12 protein-coding genes are annotated in these 16,019 nt (G+C 38.8%); 2 read left to right on the forward strand and 10 right to left on the reverse strand.

All coding sequences use genetic code 11. The annotated features are described in order from the left end of the window. Positions 1–47 precede the first annotated feature (47 nt). Entirely contained in the window at positions 48–578 is a 531-nt protein-coding gene (gene fabA / locus ABVT42_RS14850) for a bifunctional 3-hydroxydecanoyl-ACP dehydratase/trans-2-decenoyl-ACP isomerase (protein WP_353896659.1), read from the reverse strand. 318 nt (positions 579–896) lie between these two features. Continuing rightward, complete coding sequence (gene cysS / locus ABVT42_RS14855) at positions 897–2,288, reverse strand: cysteine--tRNA ligase (RefSeq protein ID WP_353896658.1); 1,392 nt, start codon at positions 2,286–2,288, stop codon at positions 897–899. Positions 2,289–2,542: 254 nt separating this feature from the next. On the opposite strand from cysS, the gene ABVT42_RS14860 reads away from it, so the two are divergent. Together ABVT42_RS14860 and ABVT42_RS14865 are read left to right on the forward strand one after the other, a co-directional pair. Continuing rightward, complete coding sequence (locus ABVT42_RS14860; RefSeq protein WP_353896657.1) at positions 2,543–3,034, forward strand: peptidylprolyl isomerase; 492 nt, start codon at positions 2,543–2,545, stop codon at positions 3,032–3,034. Positions 3,035–3,048: 14 nt separating this feature from the next. After that, the gene (locus ABVT42_RS14865) at positions 3,049–3,780 is read left to right on the forward strand and encodes a UDP-2,3-diacylglucosamine diphosphatase (RefSeq protein ID WP_353896656.1); all 732 of its coding nucleotides are present in this window, start codon (positions 3,049–3,051) and stop codon (positions 3,778–3,780) included. Here the strand turns inward: ABVT42_RS14865 and ABVT42_RS14870 are convergent. From ABVT42_RS14870 to sixA, 8 genes are all read right to left on the reverse strand, one after another. Then, positions 3,768–7,283 (reverse strand): UvrD-helicase domain-containing protein, encoded by a 3,516-nt coding sequence (locus ABVT42_RS14870; protein WP_353896655.1) that lies wholly within the window; start codon positions 7,281–7,283, stop codon positions 3,768–3,770. The two genes, ABVT42_RS14865 and ABVT42_RS14870, sit on opposite strands and share 13 nt — an antisense overlap. Beyond that, positions 7,273–10,020 (reverse strand): PD-(D/E)XK nuclease family protein, encoded by a 2,748-nt coding sequence (locus ABVT42_RS14875; protein ID WP_353896654.1) that lies wholly within the window; start codon positions 10,018–10,020, stop codon positions 7,273–7,275. Before ABVT42_RS14875 ends, ABVT42_RS14870 begins: the two co-directional genes overlap by 11 nt. Positions 10,021–10,721: 701 nt before the next feature. Continuing rightward, complete coding sequence (locus ABVT42_RS14880) at positions 10,722–11,843, reverse strand: ATP-NAD kinase family protein (RefSeq protein ID WP_353896653.1); 1,122 nt, start codon at positions 11,841–11,843, stop codon at positions 10,722–10,724. A 19-nt stretch (positions 11,844–11,862) separates the two neighbouring features. Next, positions 11,863–12,378 carry an elongation factor P hydroxylase gene (locus tag ABVT42_RS14885; protein WP_353896652.1) on the reverse strand — a complete coding sequence of 172 codons (516 nt, stop codon included), beginning with the start codon at positions 12,376–12,378 and terminating at the stop codon, positions 11,863–11,865. A 634-nt stretch (positions 12,379–13,012) separates the two neighbouring features. Then, a complete protein-coding gene (gene fabR, locus ABVT42_RS14890) occupies positions 13,013–13,624 on the reverse strand; it encodes an HTH-type transcriptional repressor FabR (RefSeq protein WP_353896651.1) in 612 nt (203 codons plus the stop codon). Positions 13,625–13,666: 42 nt separating this feature from the next. Beyond that, positions 13,667–14,590 carry a 50S ribosomal protein L3 N(5)-glutamine methyltransferase gene (gene prmB / locus ABVT42_RS14895; RefSeq protein WP_353896650.1) on the reverse strand — a complete coding sequence of 308 codons (924 nt, stop codon included), beginning with the start codon at positions 14,588–14,590 and terminating at the stop codon, positions 13,667–13,669. 116 nt (positions 14,591–14,706) lie between these two features. Further along, on the reverse strand, positions 14,707–15,453 hold the full coding sequence (locus tag ABVT42_RS14900; RefSeq protein WP_353896649.1) for a lysophospholipid acyltransferase family protein: 747 nt from the start codon (positions 15,451–15,453) through the stop codon (positions 14,707–14,709). 43 nt (positions 15,454–15,496) lie between these two features. Then, a complete protein-coding gene (gene sixA, locus ABVT42_RS14905; RefSeq protein ID WP_353896648.1) occupies positions 15,497–15,958 on the reverse strand; it encodes a phosphohistidine phosphatase SixA in 462 nt (153 codons plus the stop codon). Between the last annotated feature and the right edge of the window lie 61 nt (positions 15,959–16,019).

Raw genomic sequence — 16,019 nt, forward strand, 5'->3', positions numbered from 1 at the left:
AATTTAAAATTTGACTGATTATTTGACTTTAGCACTAAATACAAAATTTAAAAGTCATCGGTTGATTCAAACAACCCAACACGCAGATTTTTTGCGGTGTAAATCTCTTTACCGTCAACCAGCATTTTGGCATCGGCAATGATCATTGATAAACCCTTTTTAAGAATGCGCCTAACATCAATAACATAAGTCACCAGTTTTGCGGTGGGTAATACTTGACCAAAAAATTTGACTTCGCCGGCTCCCAGTGCACGACCTTTGCCTTTGTGCCCCATCCACGATAAATGAAAACCACAAAGTTGCCACATAGCATCAAGTCCTAAACATCCCGGCATGACCGGATCCGACTCAAAATGACAGCCAAAAAACCATAATTCAGGATTAATATCTAACTCAGCAATAATTTGACCTTTACCGTATTCACCACCCTCATCAGATATTTTGGTGACACGGTCGATCATCAGCATGTTTGGTAACGGCAGACGAGCTAATGGTCGCCCTTCAGTATTCGTTCCAATCAATTCGCCTTTTCCGCAAGCGATTAACTCTTCTCGTGTAAAAGATTCTGTAAGACTCATAACTTTAACCCTAATTATTCAGCAGCTCGGTAATTTTAACTTTATAGATATTTAACAATATAGATATTTAACAATTATTTTGGAATACGTTTAAGCTAACACATATTCGCTAAAATTGTGATCTGTCATTAGTTATGGACGCGTAAATAGCGCTTAACTATTGTCAATTCACAAACATTTGATCGATTAAAGAGGATATAGCTGCATAAATAGCGGAAGAATACCCCGTTCAAAAAACGCGGTATTATCTCTTGTTTAGCAGTCTCATCTGGTATGACCTTAGCGAACACTTGTTAGCTGAATTAAAAATTCCTTATTTTAAACCATTCGCCAGCTAGTATTACCGTCTTTATCTTCCAGTACTACGCCCATTTGCTGGAGCTGATCTCTAATTTCGTCAGCTCTAGCCCAGTTTTTATCGGCTCTAGCCTGATTTCGCTCGACGATTAACCCTTCAATTTGCTGAGTATCAAGGTCTTTGCCATCAGAAACACTTTTTAGAAATTCTTCAGGATTTTGTCCAAGCAAGCCCAGAACTCCACCAAGTTCAATTAATACGGCGGCTAAATGTGTAACCTGCTCACTGGATTCTGTCTTTGCTCGGTTCAACTCTTTGGCAACTTCAAATAATACCGCAACGGCTTCCGGTGTATTAAAATCATCATCCATTGCCTGGATAAATCGGCTAACCAAAGGATCATCGGTATTTATCGCAGGTAGTGCAGAAAGATCGACATCGCGCAGTGCAAGATAGAGACGCTCAAGCGCTGCATCCGCTGATTTGAGATTATCTTCACTGTAGTTTAGCTGACTGCGATAGTGGCTTGAAACCATGAAAAAACGCACCGATTCAGAGCGATATTCCTGTAAAACATCACGAATCGTAAAAAAATTATTTAGCGATTTGGACATTTTTTCCTTATCGACCTGCACCATCCCTGTATGAATCCAGGTATTCGCAAAAGTACAGCCGTTAGCAGCCTCAGACTGTGCAATTTCATTTTCGTGATGCGGAAACTGTAAATCAGAACCGCCTCCATGAATATCAAAGTGTTTACCCAAGCACTTTTTCGACATTGCTGAACATTCAATATGCCAGCCAGGTCGACCTTCACCCCAGGGTGAATGCCAGCTTGGCTCACCCGGTTTAGCTGACTTCCAAAGTACAAAATCCATCGGATTTTTTTTATCACCCGCCACCCCAACACGTTCACCCGCTTGTAACGCTTCAAGATTCTGCTTACTAAGTTTACCGTACTCAGAGAACTTGGGAACATGATAATACACATCGCCATCATCACCTTGGTAGGCAAAATTTCTGTCAATAAGCGTTTGAATTGTATCAATAATTTCGGGAATTGATTCTGTCGCTTTTGGCTCTACATCAGGTTTTTGTATTCCTAAAGCAGCAAAATCTTCGTGCATGATTTGTTCGAAACGTTCAGTCAATTGATTAATGGTTTCGTTGTTTTGGTTTGCGCGAGCAATAATTTTATCGTCGATATCGGTTATATTACGAATAAATTTTAAATCGTAACCTGAAAATCGAAAATATCGAGCAATCACATCAAATGCCACAAAAGTACGCGCATGGCCGATATGGCTATAATCGTAAATAGTAATCCCGCAGACATACATTTTTACTTTACCAGGGGTAATTGGTGTAAAAGTTTCCTTCTGTTGAGAAATGCTATTGTATATTTTTAGCATTGGTCAAATCGCTCCGGTGAATATATCGAGAAAATAAATAATGCCCGAGATTATAGAATGCTTGGCGATTCAAATCACCTAAATTCACTATTTTATTCGTGAATCAACTACTTAGTGTATTATCTTTGTCATACTTGCGCAGGTGTCAAATGACCCAAATAAATTACGGTTAAATATTCGCTAATTTTCATTTATGCTCGCTTCAGGTAAGATCGCCGCTTTAATTCAACATGATACAAACACAAGAGAGAATTATGGTCATATTTCATACTAGTCTAGGCGATATCAAGATTCAGCTTGATGCAGAAAAAGCCCCCGAAACAGTAAAAAACTTTATGCAATATGTCGAAAGCGGACATTATGAAGGATGTATTTTTCACCGTGTTATTGAAAACTTTATGATTCAAGGTGGTGGCTTCGATAAAGACCTTAACCAAAAACCGGTCAACCCACCAATTCAATGTGAATCACAAAATGGTCTGTCTAATAAAGTTGGAACAATTGCAATGGCTCGTACAATGGATCCCCACTCGGCAACGGCACAATTTTTTATTAATGTTAAAGACAATGATTTTCTTGATTTTACGGCTGAAACAACTCAAGGCTGGGGGTACGCAGTATTTGGTGAAGTGGTCGAAGGGATGACCGTGGTTAATCAAATTAAAGCAGTCGAAACTGGATTTGATAAAGGCATGCAAGATGTCCCCGTCGAGCCGGTTGAAATTATTAAAGTCAGCGTCGAATAGGCACAGAATTTATTATGACTCCAGTTATCCACCTGATTTCAGATTTGCACTTATGTGAAACACAACCTCACTTATTGGACCTGTTTTCACATTACATGCAGCATATTGCACCGAAATGCCAGACACTGATTGTACTCGGTGATTTGTTTGAAGTTTGGGTGGGTGATGACCATCATAGCGACTTTAATCAACAAGTCATTGCAGCTTTTCGAGATTTTGTCGAACACGATAAAAAACTGTTCATTGCTCATGGTAACCGCGACTTTTTGCTCGGCGAACAATTCATGGTAGCCTCTGGCGCAATTTTTATAGACGAGCCGTATCTATGTCATTGGAATAATAAATCCGTTTGCCTGCTACATGGTGATGCATTATGTACCGATGATTTAGCTTATCAACAATTTCGCCAAATGGTAAGAAACCAGCAATGGCAACAAAATTTTCTCTCTCAACCATTGGCAAATCGATTAGCTTATGCGGCAGACGTTCGTCAACAAAGCCAACAGCAACAATCTGAAAAATCAATGCAAATTATGGATGTTAATGCTCAAGCAGTTAATGATCTTATTCAACAAACACAGTGTGATTGGTTAATTCATGGCCATACTCATCGCGAAGGCAAACACCAGCTAACCATTAACAATCGACCATGTGAGCGCATTGTTTTAAGTGACTGGGGAAACAATGGCCATTATCTTGAGTTCACTCACAATCAATTAACCAGTCATTTTTTTCATTCCGATTGAAGCATCAATTCAAAATGCGGTAACAGCGGAAAATATAATCCCGCTTTTATCGCCCGATCTTCTAAGGCCGCAAACATTTTGAAGTAATCACTGATTTGTTGTAAGTACTGTGATTTCTCACGCTCGATAAATTGTGCCATCGACTCATAGCTCTCAGGTTGAGTCGACTTGTAATCGATAATCCAGCGAACATTATCATGTACAAAAGTCCGATCGATGATACGAGTTAAGTAACTCCCCGAATCGATCTTTTTATGCAATGTCAGTTCAGCATGCGCACAGGCATGCTGTGCTAAAATAAGCTGACCAAATTTATCATTTAAAATATTATTTACCCCAGATAAAACTTTTTCGACAGCACTTTCTAATTCTGATTGGTGGCGAAAAATATAACGACTGGCTAGCTGATTCTCAGTAATTTCCTGCCAGTTAGCGGGCAGTAAAAATTGTGGCTCATAACGCTCACTTATCCATTGTAATTGACGATGCAAAACGCTACCTATGACACTGGCAAGCTCCGAAAGCTTGTGTGACTCGTCAGGTTGTTGACTGTTTATGCTCTTTCCATCGGGTTGCATAATTAAATTAGTCGAGGCTGATTCTTTCGATGGATTATTTTCGATAGTTTTTAAAGCAAGCTGTCGCTTAACCACTGGTAACTGTGCAATTTGTTGCAAGTTAACACGTTTTAACCAGCGCGCTTGAAAGTCTGTAGCTTGTTCGCTCTTGTCAGTATCATCAATTTTTCGATTGGCGGCGTTCGTTTTATCTTTATGGGTAATAATCGGTTTAAAGTTTTCTTGAACACCCGACCAAAACAGAGATAAAAAACTTCCAGTTACCGGCTTTTTATAACCACCTTTATTTTCATCGCTATTAACATTACCCAATAAATATAATTGACTTTTGGCTCTTGTTGCAGCGACATAAAGCACTCGTTGCTCTTCAAATCTTGACTTTTCTTTATCTAAATAAGAAATGTATTGATAAACTGCATCATGCTCTTCCCCTGTTGGCTTCGAAATAGCGATCAGATGATGTGGCTCACCCTGCTCATCCAACATTTCAGTCCACTTTAACAACGCGCTTTCACGACCACGAGACTCTGCATCTAATCGCGGTAAAATCACAGTATCAAATTCAAGCCCTTTTGACTTATGAATCGTCATAACTTGAATCTGATTATCCGCTTTGGGATCCGGTGCGGCAAACAAACGATCTAATGCATCAAGTACTTGCTGTCGATCATTAAGCTCACCACTTAACTGGAGTTCATCGAGTTTATCGAGACAAACTTGCATATCATCCAAATCCGATTCGTAATCTAATGCAGCTAAACCACCAACCGCTTGAAAACATCCAGCCAGCCACTTACGAAATGGCTTTCGGGCTTTTTGTTCGATAGCGACTTTGAGAATTGGCAATAGTCGCTCACAACGTACCTGTGCTAATTGAGAAAGTTGTGGCTGCGCCATTTGAATTCGTTCTAAAACAGGAAAGTAAGGTTCAGTGGTAGTAAAAATCAGGCGAATATCATCGGCAGCTAATCCAAACCAGGGAGCGCGTAAACATGCACTCCAATTAAGTTCATCATATAAATCACTCAGCGAAAAAGCTAAACAAGTCAAATCTTTAACTACCATTTTTTGTGATAACTTAGCAATTTCAACTGCTTGAAAACGAATATTATTTTGGTTGAGTAATGTCACTATTTCGGTTAAATGCGTACGACTTCGCGCTAAAATCGCCAACGTTTTTTTACTATGGGCTACTTGGTTTTCTGCTAAATGCTGTTGCACAATTTCAATTGTTTTGTTGGCTTGCAATTCAGCATCTAATGCATTTGTACTTAAATAGACTTCAACTTTATGTGAACTCTGCTCAGGGTTAAAAGCAACTGATGGCGCATAACTTACCGCCGCCATTGCCATATTATCATGCCTTGGCATAATGCTTGAAAATTGTTGATTAACCCAATTTACAATTAGATTACTTGATCGAAAATTAACTTGTAGTTGCTTAAACTCAGGCTTTATATCCCCAATACCGTGTTGGCGTATTTGCATAAAGAGTCCAACGTTGGCATCACGAAAGCGATATATCGACTGCATGGGATCACCAACTAAAAACAAACTTCGGTGCTCACCAGGTTGCCATCCGGCAATTAGCAATTTTAGTAAAGCTAGTTGCGGTGTCGAAGTATCCTGAAATTCATCAATTAAGATGTGCTCCAATCGATAATCAAGTGCCAGCGCAATATCACTTGGCATATCATCATGCCCAAGTGCATCAATTGAAGCCAAAGAAAGTTCGGTAAAGTCAATGACATTATATTGGCTAAACTTTAACTTTAATAACGCGACAGCAATTGGCAAAACTTTAATTGTTGCCTGTAAGGTTGCCTGATTGTTATAAAACGCCTGCTCATCGGGTAACAATAAAACTTCCTGCAATAATTCTCCCAGCCCTTCAGTTTCTGTTAACTGACGAGCGATTTGAGTAACATTTTTTTTGTTAGTTTTAAATTGTAGTTTCTGTTGAGCATCGCGAGCATCTTTTTCTAAAGGGAAACCATTCGAGGCATTAAACTGTGAATAAATTTCACCTTTACCTGTCGCTTTTAAAAATAATTCTGCTACCGCTTTCCATAAAGTTAAATCGGCAAACTGTGGCGATAAAAACTCAATATTATCCGATAGTTTTAAAATGTTAGGTTTATTATCTTTTTGTTTTGCCTGTAAAACTTGCTTCACTTGATACAAAATATCAGGTAACTCAGCTAGTATATCTGTGGGTAATAAAGAAAATAACTGAGTAAGCTTTTGTTCAACAATCGTTTGAATAGAGTTAAGTAGCGCTGCGGCATTAAATGATTGACTATGCTGCGTTACCGTTGACATCCATTGTAGTCGCTTGGCCAACATTTGTGCAATTAATCCAGTCACCATTGCCATGTTATTGTCTTTATGCGCCAATAACGTTAATAGCGCTTGAGAAACTTCTGTTTCCTCTTCATCGCCCAGCATTTGCATCAAATCATCTGCAGCCATTTGATAATAAATTTGTGCATTCTCTGCAACTTGTGGCAAAGCGCCAGTTTGTGATAACAAAGGTAATGAACCCGCCAAACTAGCGGACAAACTATCAATGGTCATCAGATTAAGTCGCGATGCATTCTCAAGTAAATGCCACTCTTTTTGTTGGTCACGCTTTAGTACTCGCTGTGCTAATTGCCAGCGGTGCTTTTCATGAGCAGCCTTGGGTTCACTCCCTTGCCCCATTATTAAAGCGTCCATTACTCGGTTACGCATTTCGGCTGCTGCTTTTCGAGTAAATGTAATCGCTAAAATATTTTCTGGTTTTTCGACAATACTTAATAGCGCTAAAATACGCTGGGTCAGCAATTCAGTTTTTCCCGAACCTGCAGGAGCCTGCACAATAAATGATTGCGTACAATCAAGAAGCGCCTCACGAGTGGGTTGATCGACAACACTATGACTCATTATTATTCCTAACCGCTACTTCGCTATTTTGACTTGAATATGGTGATAGCGCACTCTTTCTGTTATCGTCATGCAAGCTTTCATCAGGCTGTTCTTCATTAATTCGACAAAAGTCAACCAGCTCACAAAACTGGCAGGATTCGAGTTGGTTCTTTGGTGAAACAGGCATTTCGCCACTTGCTATTCTTGAAGCTAATGAAGTCAGAGTCTTTTGCCATTGCTCAACTAAAGGGACATCTGGTGATATTAATTTTGGATCGCCTGAGTACCAACGTGTTTTATCTTTAGTTTCTTCAATCCCCACTTCTAAAAAACGTTGGTTTTCCTTATCAAACCAGATGCCAGCTTGTTGCACTTCACCTGTTCTTAATTTCGCATAGGTTAAACTGGTAATTTTTTCATTCTCACATGCCAATACATAGGCAGGCATTTGTGCTTCTTCAGGGCGACTGCCTAGCCATTTTTTAAAATGACTCTGTCCCGTTTTATAGTCAATAATTTCAATAGAACCATCATCTAAATAATCAATTCGATCGATTCTAAAAGAAAATTTCAACGGCCCAAGTGTCAGTGTTTTACCAACTTCAGTTTCAACAGTAAACGGAGCGCGTTGTTTTTCTATTTTAAACCATTGTAAAATCAATTGATAAAGTCGGGTAAACTCCAGCTCGATTACTTTGGGTGGTGCCAGCGCATGTAATTGCGCATTTAATTGCTGTTGAGTCTGTTTTAAACAGTTTTTAATTAAATCTTCCAGTGCCAACTCAGAAAGGGACATCAATGCATCATGAGTTTGCAAAGTCTGCCAAATCAGCTCCATAGTTTGATGTAACCAAGCACCTTTTATTTTTGCATCAATTCCACTCCGTAAGGTTTGGGGTAGTTGCAAATTAAAATGAAAATGTCCCATTGCTTTAAATGGACAAGCAGCATATTCACTTAATAAATAAGCACCACCAGAAATATCACCAACACCCAATTGTAAGTTATCTTCTTTATACCACTGATAATCGGTTGTTAATTGTAAAGCGCCGGCGAGGTTTTGCGACATAGCAAAAGAATCAACTAAAGGAATCATCTTAAAAAATGGCGAGCAGCAATCACTTGACTCTTCTTCAGCAGACTGTGTTACCCAAATATCGTCAGCACTATTTAACAATGACTGAGATAATTCTAAAGCATAGCGGTATTCTTTTTCGGCTGAGCTACCAGGCATCTGGTAACGCTGCTGTAATTCTATTGGTAAAAAGGGATTAGGGCTGGCTTTTTGAGGCCAGTTATTTTTATCAAACCCCACTAAAATTAATTGTTCAAATTCTAATCCGGCAGCTTCTAACACACCTAAAACATGCACATTAGTTCTATCACTGGGTAATTGAAAAGGCGCTTGTTGCAATAACTGTTGAAAAAATTCAATAGCTTCAGATTGGGTGCTTTTAGCATACAAACTTAGCAGCGCCGACATTTGTGTTAAAGTTTGATAAAACTCAGTTAATTGCTTTTGCTCGCTTTCAGTCAGTATCATTTGCTCCATCCAACCCCACTTTTTCAAGATATCACGCCAGACATCTATCCATACGGTTACGGGCTTTGCTTGCCTGCTGCGCTGCTGAACCTCGACTAATCGCTTATATAGCAGATTCAACTTGTCGCACTGGGCATGTGTTTGTATTGCGCTAACTAAGCGTTCAAAAGAGTAAAACGTATAAGACTGTAAACTTTGTTGATGCAAAAACTGTTTAATGACAAATGCATGTTCACCCCAGTGAATAAACGGGGTATTTTTTATCAGCATCAAGGTTGCCAAATCAATACCATCTGATTTTAATTGAAGGAGTTTCATTGCAATTGATACCAGCGGCATTTCAATAAGCGCTTGACCAGCAGAAACATTATAACGAACTTTATAAAGTGGCTCCCAAGGCAAATTTTCTTCTGGTTGAAATACATCACTAAATATTTGATGAACTAATCCAAGATGGTTCGCCAATTGATTAACGACAATACCGATAGACTGCTGAGAATTTTGCCGCAAGTTATTAGCTGCATTTTGTGCGGCAAATTGAAGTTCCTGTTTTAAATCAAGCAGCTCAACTCGCTGCCATCGCTTAACTTCACGCTGCGGATAAATTTCAATACACTCACTACCACGCTGCTGACAAAATGCCAGCCATTTCGACTCAATGGGCGTCAACTGATTAAAACCAAGTAAGATAATTTTTTGCGGAATCAGCCTCGACAGCTCATGGCGTTGGTCATATAAATAATTTAAGCGAGAGATTTGTGCTAACAGTTTTTTCTCCTTTAAAAACTGCTCTAACAGTTCAATCCAGCGAACAAAATACTGACTTTCTAAAGTAGGGGTCTCACTGATTGCATCAATACTCAAATCCCATTGGTGCAAAATCTGATAGGCATCTATAACTTTCTCGGCAACCCCAAGTAAATTAGTTAATTGCCAATGTTCTTCATTTGCTATCTGCGACTTCATCCAGATTTTTAATGCCAAACGGCTAACTAGCCTTGGCAGCGGTCGTGTAAAAGATAGTTCATCCCACAACTCATCCTGCCACTGAGAAAATGACATTACTTTAGGCGAATAAATCACTTCACCTTCACGCAAGTGATTAACAGCGCCGGCAATAAAGGCTTTTTGTGTTCTCGAATTAGGCGTCAGTATCAACGAATCGTTGTCGATATATTGTGCAACTTTAGCGAAACTGATGGTTAATGGCATAGGTTACTGAGCGATTAAAAGACTAAATAAAGACAAGACTAGCTATTTTGTGGCAGGAAACCAGCGGTTTCAAGAGACTTTTTGATTTTATCAAACTATCGATATGATTTTAACTTGCGAGATATCTTACTGACAATAAAAAAAGGCAGCCATTCCAGCTGCCTTTTTCTAATTTCCTCGATCTATCCTAGAACATTCCATTACCCTATCCTTCTGGCTCCAGCGCACTTCCGAAATCGTCCTATTCAATTCCATTGAGGGGAACTCCTTATTCCCTGTATCGATCCTTACCTTCCGTAGAATATCCGTTTTGTCTACCTGTTTGTCATTCCCTAACAAAAAGTCCATTAGCCAATTCCATTTGGCTGCCACTCCTTAAGCGGTAGCTCCCTGTCCTCCTGTTTTCCCTATCTCCTAAGGACAGTTAAAGTTTAGCTTTTCTAGACATTCAGACAAGCACAAATTTTTGTAAAAACATCATTTTTTTTATGGAATTAAAATCCAATTTGTATATAATTTCTTTAATTTTCAACTCTCTACAAAATACCTTAGCAAAATAGTAGGGATAGTCTTATTGATTTTTAGGTGATATCTCACAAGCTTGTGAGATATTTCTTACAAAATTAATGAACAATATCCTACAAACCTATTTTATATTCCTAATTCAAGCAAAAACCCTAAAATAATCAGGTATTTAACTATTAATTCACATAACCCACTGGATAAATGACATAGTCTCGGTATCCAGTTATAACTCGTTTACTACCCTTTAAGGCCTTATCTAAGTCGCTGTCTCCGGTATCAGTCAGCATTGGTCGGCCATCAAGCTCTTGTAGTTTGCCTTTAGTCGCAATAACGTCAAAGTTGTTCCAGCCAGCTTGACGAATCACTTCGGGGCTGAGCTGATGATTACCTCGCCCTAAAATGTGTCCTTGTCCACCAATAATTGTGATAATAAATCGTAGTTTTTTACCCTCAGATAGTAACGTCAAAAAGTCAGACTCTATCGCATCAGAGGTAAAGAGCTGTTGCTGATAAACAATATCGGAACCTAATAGGGTATTTTCTAGCCCTAACTGTTCCATAATCGCTGCACAGGTACTCCCAGAGCCAATAACATAATAAATATCATCTTCCATTGTTTCGATAATTTCCGCAGCAATATCTTCCAAAACCAATGCTTCAACTTCGTGACCACCACTTTTAACGGCCTGCACATATTGAAGTGCCCCTGGTACATTAAGGTATCCATATTTTTTTGCTTTCACTATACCTTCTCGAAATGCTCCTTCATCGATATCCATCACATCAGCAGATAACAGACTCATTAATTTGCCTTCAACCAAATCTTTCACTAATAGTCCGGCAGCTTCAGCCGAAACAGCATAAACACCTGAATGAATTTTAACCCCAGCCGGAACGCCTAAAACCATTTGCTCTTCATTACAGGTTTCAAAAACGTTACGAGCGGTTCCATCACCACCAGCAAATAAGATTAAATCAACTCCTTGCTGTTGCAACAGTTTTACAGCATTAATTGTGTCCTGTTCAGTTGAGGGATTTTCAGCCTGACAAATCACCCGATAATCAAGTTGTAGTGACTTGGCTAAATTCTCCCCCATTTCTCCCGCGACCGTATAAATAATCAACTTGTCTTTAACATCAACTAATTGAGACAGCGCAATTCGTGTTTTTTGCTCTGCCAACTTAAGTGCTCCCATACTTAATGCTTGCTGACGAATTGTATCACCATCGCTACCCTTCAGGCCGACTCTGCCGCCAATGCCAGCAAATGGATTGATAATTAAACCGAGTTTAAACATGAAGATTTTCCAAAAGTTATTAATTAAAAAGTTGTTGGTTAAAAGCCTGCGCCAGACTATTCGCCAGTAATCTGGCTCTTGCTGGCAATGACTTTTCGCTTAAATAGTGATTTAACTGCTGTGTTACGGCATTTTTAAAAGATTGTGAAGCATCTATCGATTGACTTAAGTTATCAGCTGAAAAGTAAAACTGATGACCACAGGCAATTGAAAATAACCACTCTAATGCTTGAGGTTTGACTTCAACTTGCTCAAACACTTGTTGTTGCGTTAAGGTTCTTCCTTCAGGTTCATACCAATATCCAAAATCATCTAGCTCTCGCCGTTTTTTACCGGCAATACACCAGTGTGCAATTTCGTGAAGCGCGCTTGAAAAATAATCTTCTCGCGAAAAAATCATCGCTTTTTGATTATTTCTGGCTGCCTGATAAAAGGGTTCTTTGGCGCCGATAACTAACTCAGTATTTTCGCTTTCACTAAATAGTTCATTAAAAACCAACACCAACTTTTTCAGCTTTTCTTTTTCGGATAACATAGATACACTAACAGATAAGGCATTTATTCCATGTAGATGCCTAACTCATTAAACATCATTAATTTTAATGTTGAATCATCAATGATTCACTATAATTAATACCTGATAAGACAAATTTAATCTTGTTTACGTTAAAATGCTTGTTTTGGTCCATTTTTTCATCAAAATTTCAGTCGTCTTAACGAAAATATAGGCATAAGCCAACATGGCTTTAAACATTGTCAAAAAGCAGGTCAATCAAACTAGCTTAACCCAAACAGGTCATTACACGAACAGTTTAATCCGATGAGTGAACAGATTTTAAAAGTTGAAACCGATCCAAGAGACCAAAACTGTATCTTAATTACGCTCAGACATATGCCAAATAAATATCTGTTTTGGCAACCAAAATGTCCTAAAGTAAAAGTTTATAAAGGACACGGGCGTCACTGGTATCATATACCTACTTTTAAACCAGCTCCCAATCGATTAATCCCGCTTTTAAAGGCAATTTCGTATAGTCCGCAATTTAAACATTTAAGACAACGATTTAACCAATAATTTTTGGCTACTTCAAATAGTCTGTTCTCACTGAGTCTGCTATAAAGATAAAATTAATCGGCTATTTTTACATTAGTCGATAAGTCATTATACTTTATTCAACGGGCTTAAAATCATGTGCTTTTGCACCAGTTGCAATATAACGCAATTGCTTAACGGCTCTCTCGGCAATTTGAGTTCGTTGCGCAGGCTTTGCATCTAATGATTCGGCACCGGCATTAAAAACTACGGCGACCATAGCCTCAGCTTGGGCATAAGCAGCATCTTTATCAAATCCTTTATTCATCATAAAATCTGATAACTCAACAATAAAATGCTGAATTTCCATTGCAACCCCTTTGCGCAGCGCGGGAGTTGTTCCTGAGCGTTCATGAAACAATAACCGAAAAACATTTGGATTTTGCTCAATAAATTCCATAAATGTTTTTACCGATGTCACTATTACACTACCGCCCTCTTCAAAACGCTTGCGCCCTTTACGCATTAACTGCCGCAGAGTTAACCCGGACTCATCTACCAAAGTTAACCCTAACTCTTCCATATCTTTAAAGTGACGATAAAAAGATGTGGGGGCAATATCTGCTTCTCTGGCAACTTCTCGCAAACTTAAACTGGCAAAACTTTTATCTGCACTTAATTGATTTAACGCTGCTTCAATAATTTTGCGCCTGGTTCGTTCTTTTTGTATTGAGCGATTGGTGGCCATTGGTTTTTCCAATTTTTATTCTTGTAATTTTTTATCAATTTTTTAAGGTTGTATTAGCTTTAACTGTTCTTTCGTTAATAAAAACACACCATGTCCACCACGAGAAAATTCTAACCAGGTAAATGGGATATCAGGAAAACTCTCTTCCAGTGCGGCAGCACTATTACCTACTTCAACAATTAACACACCTTGATCGGATAAATAGTCTGCAGCCTGAGCAAGCAACTTTCGAGTTAAATCCAATCCATCATCCCCCGAGACTAAACCCAACTCTGGTTCAGCTAAAAACTCCGCGGGTATTTCTGCAAAATCTTCTTCATCAACATAAGGCGGATTAGAAACAATGATATCGTATTTTTTATCGGGAATTCCCTCAAACAAATCAGCAAGGTAAAACGCAACATTGTCTTGTTGTAACCGTAAGCGATTAATTTCGGCAACAGCAATACAGTCTGCTGAAATATCGCCAGCATCGACTAAAGCATCAGGAAAATATTGTCCACATGCAATCGCAATACAGCCGCTTCCGGTACATAAATCAAGAATTTGTGTCACCTGCTCAGGCGCAACCCAAGGCTGAAAATTATTTTCTATGAGCTCACCAATAGGTGAACGGGGAACTAATACCCGTTCATCGACATAATATTCACTACCACAAAAATAAGCTTTATGAGTCAAATAAGGTAATGGTGTTCTTTCATTAATTCGGCGCGAGATTCGCTCGATGATTATTTGCTTTTCATTGCTGGTAATTTTGCTTGTCAGTAAATTATCAGGCACATCAAATGGTAAATTTAAGGACTGCAAAACCAGAGCAACCGCTTCATCCCATGCATTATCAGTTCCATGCCCATAAAAAAGTTCAGCTTCTTCAAATCGGCTGTAAGTCCAACGAACAAAATCTTGAATCGTTACTAACTCTTTTAATGCTTGCTCCAAAATTGATGAGCTGATTTGGTAAGACATAATATTCCTGCATTTAAATAGGTTATTTTTAATGGATAGAATAACCAAAATTTTTTGACTGTTAACGGATATGCCTGTTAACAGATATCGTTAGCTTCATTTTAAAACATTCGCATCTAGTTTGCGCAATTTTGCTGCAAAGCAGTTAACATTCGCTCACGAACCAATGCGACAAATTCTCGTCTGGTTTCAACATTAAACTCTGCAGCATCGATCGGTTGACATATCTCAACATCAATCTGTTGGTTTAAAAACAACTGTAGATCACTGCCTGCTTGTACTTTATGGATATTTTTTATCACCAGAGGTATCACTAAAGCTTTGGTATCAAGCGCAATATGAAAACCACCTTTTTTAAATTCAGCTAATTTACCATCTTTTGAGCGAGTACCTTCAGGCGCAACCCATAAAATAATTCCACTGAGCATTTTTGCTTTGGCTACTTCCAAGTCTTTTAAGGATTGCTCACGATTATGTCGGTCAATTGACAAAAACTCGCCACGGCGCAAAGCCGCAGAAAATACTGGAATTTTAAATAACTCTTTTTTCGCCAGCATGCGCAAGCTGGTATTAAGTGCGACGATACTCGTTGGTATATCGTATAAACTACTGTGATTACACATTACGATAACAGGACGGCTCGTATCATTAGGAAAATTGCTCTGACCTGTGACATTAATTTTTACCGCGATCAATTTGAGCAGTTTTTCAGCCCAAAGGCGCATCATCCGATCGACAAAAGGTCTTAACTCTCGTACAAATTTCGAACCAAAAATAATACGACAACAGTAATAAAAAGTTATCAACCCCGTTTGTGTAGCAATCCACAAAAACTTTAGTCTACTCGCTTTTTGACCACTCATATAAAACCTTAACAACTAAAACTTTAACCACAAAGACTAATGATTATTCTGGAAGATATACTTTTTCAACCATTGCATTCCTTGGGTGCTGAATGGTTAATTTAACAATTTGTGCAGTTTCAAAACCAAAAATCTGGCAACCAGGGGACAGATATTGACACAATCTTGCAACAATTGGCATATGACTTACGATAATTAACTCACTGGTAGGACTTTCCAGTAAAAATTCTCCGAGTAGTTGGGAATCAGCGTAATGCACCAGCAATTCTTCCGTTGCAAAAGGCTTAGCCAAATTTAATAGAGAATGGACAATTTCCGCCGTTTGTTGTGTACGGCGGAAAGGACTGACCAGCATATGAGAAGGCAAGATAGTCTCTTGGGCTAACATTTGCCGAGCGACACTCTGTGCTTGTTGTTTTCCGGTTTCGGATAACGCTCTGGAAAAATCTGTCTGAAATTCGTTTACCGCCAGACCATGACGCATTATCCACAGCGTTTTTAACATGGTGTTCACCCCTTTAGTTAAAATAAGTGAGTACTTTATTTGCTGATCAGCCAATTCAATA

The sequence above is a fragment of the Aliikangiella maris genome (genome assembly GCF_040719265.1).
Taxonomy (GTDB): domain Bacteria; phylum Pseudomonadota; class Gammaproteobacteria; order Enterobacterales; family Kangiellaceae; genus Aliikangiella; species Aliikangiella maris.

Excerpts from the sequence above, each read along its gene's own strand:
- fabA (WP_353896659.1), bottom strand. The coding sequence starts at position 578 with ATGAGTCTTACAGAATCTTTTACACGAGAAGAGTTAATCGCTTGCGGA.
- cysS (WP_353896658.1), bottom strand. The coding sequence starts at position 2,288 with ATGCTAAAAATATACAATAGCATTTCTCAACAGAAGGAAACTTTTACA.
- ABVT42_RS14860 (WP_353896657.1), top strand. The coding sequence starts at position 2,543 with ATGGTCATATTTCATACTAGTCTAGGCGATATCAAGATTCAGCTTGAT.
- ABVT42_RS14865 (WP_353896656.1), top strand. The coding sequence starts at position 3,049 with ATGACTCCAGTTATCCACCTGATTTCAGATTTGCACTTATGTGAAACA.
- ABVT42_RS14870 (WP_353896655.1), bottom strand. The coding sequence starts at position 7,283 with ATGAGTCATAGTGTTGTCGATCAACCCACTCGTGAGGCGCTTCTTGAT.
- ABVT42_RS14875 (WP_353896654.1), bottom strand. The coding sequence starts at position 10,020 with ATGCCATTAACCATCAGTTTCGCTAAAGTTGCACAATATATCGACAAC.
- ABVT42_RS14880 (WP_353896653.1), bottom strand. The coding sequence starts at position 11,843 with ATGTTTAAACTCGGTTTAATTATCAATCCATTTGCTGGCATTGGCGGC.
- ABVT42_RS14885 (WP_353896652.1), bottom strand. The coding sequence starts at position 12,378 with ATGTTATCCGAAAAAGAAAAGCTGAAAAAGTTGGTGTTGGTTTTTAAT.
- fabR (WP_353896651.1), bottom strand. The coding sequence starts at position 13,624 with ATGGCCACCAATCGCTCAATACAAAAAGAACGAACCAGGCGCAAAATT.
- prmB (WP_353896650.1), bottom strand. The coding sequence starts at position 14,590 with ATGTCTTACCAAATCAGCTCATCAATTTTGGAGCAAGCATTAAAAGAG.
- ABVT42_RS14900 (WP_353896649.1), bottom strand. The coding sequence starts at position 15,453 with ATGAGTGGTCAAAAAGCGAGTAGACTAAAGTTTTTGTGGATTGCTACA.
- sixA (WP_353896648.1), bottom strand. The coding sequence starts at position 15,958 with ATGTTAAAAACGCTGTGGATAATGCGTCATGGTCTGGCGGTAAACGAA.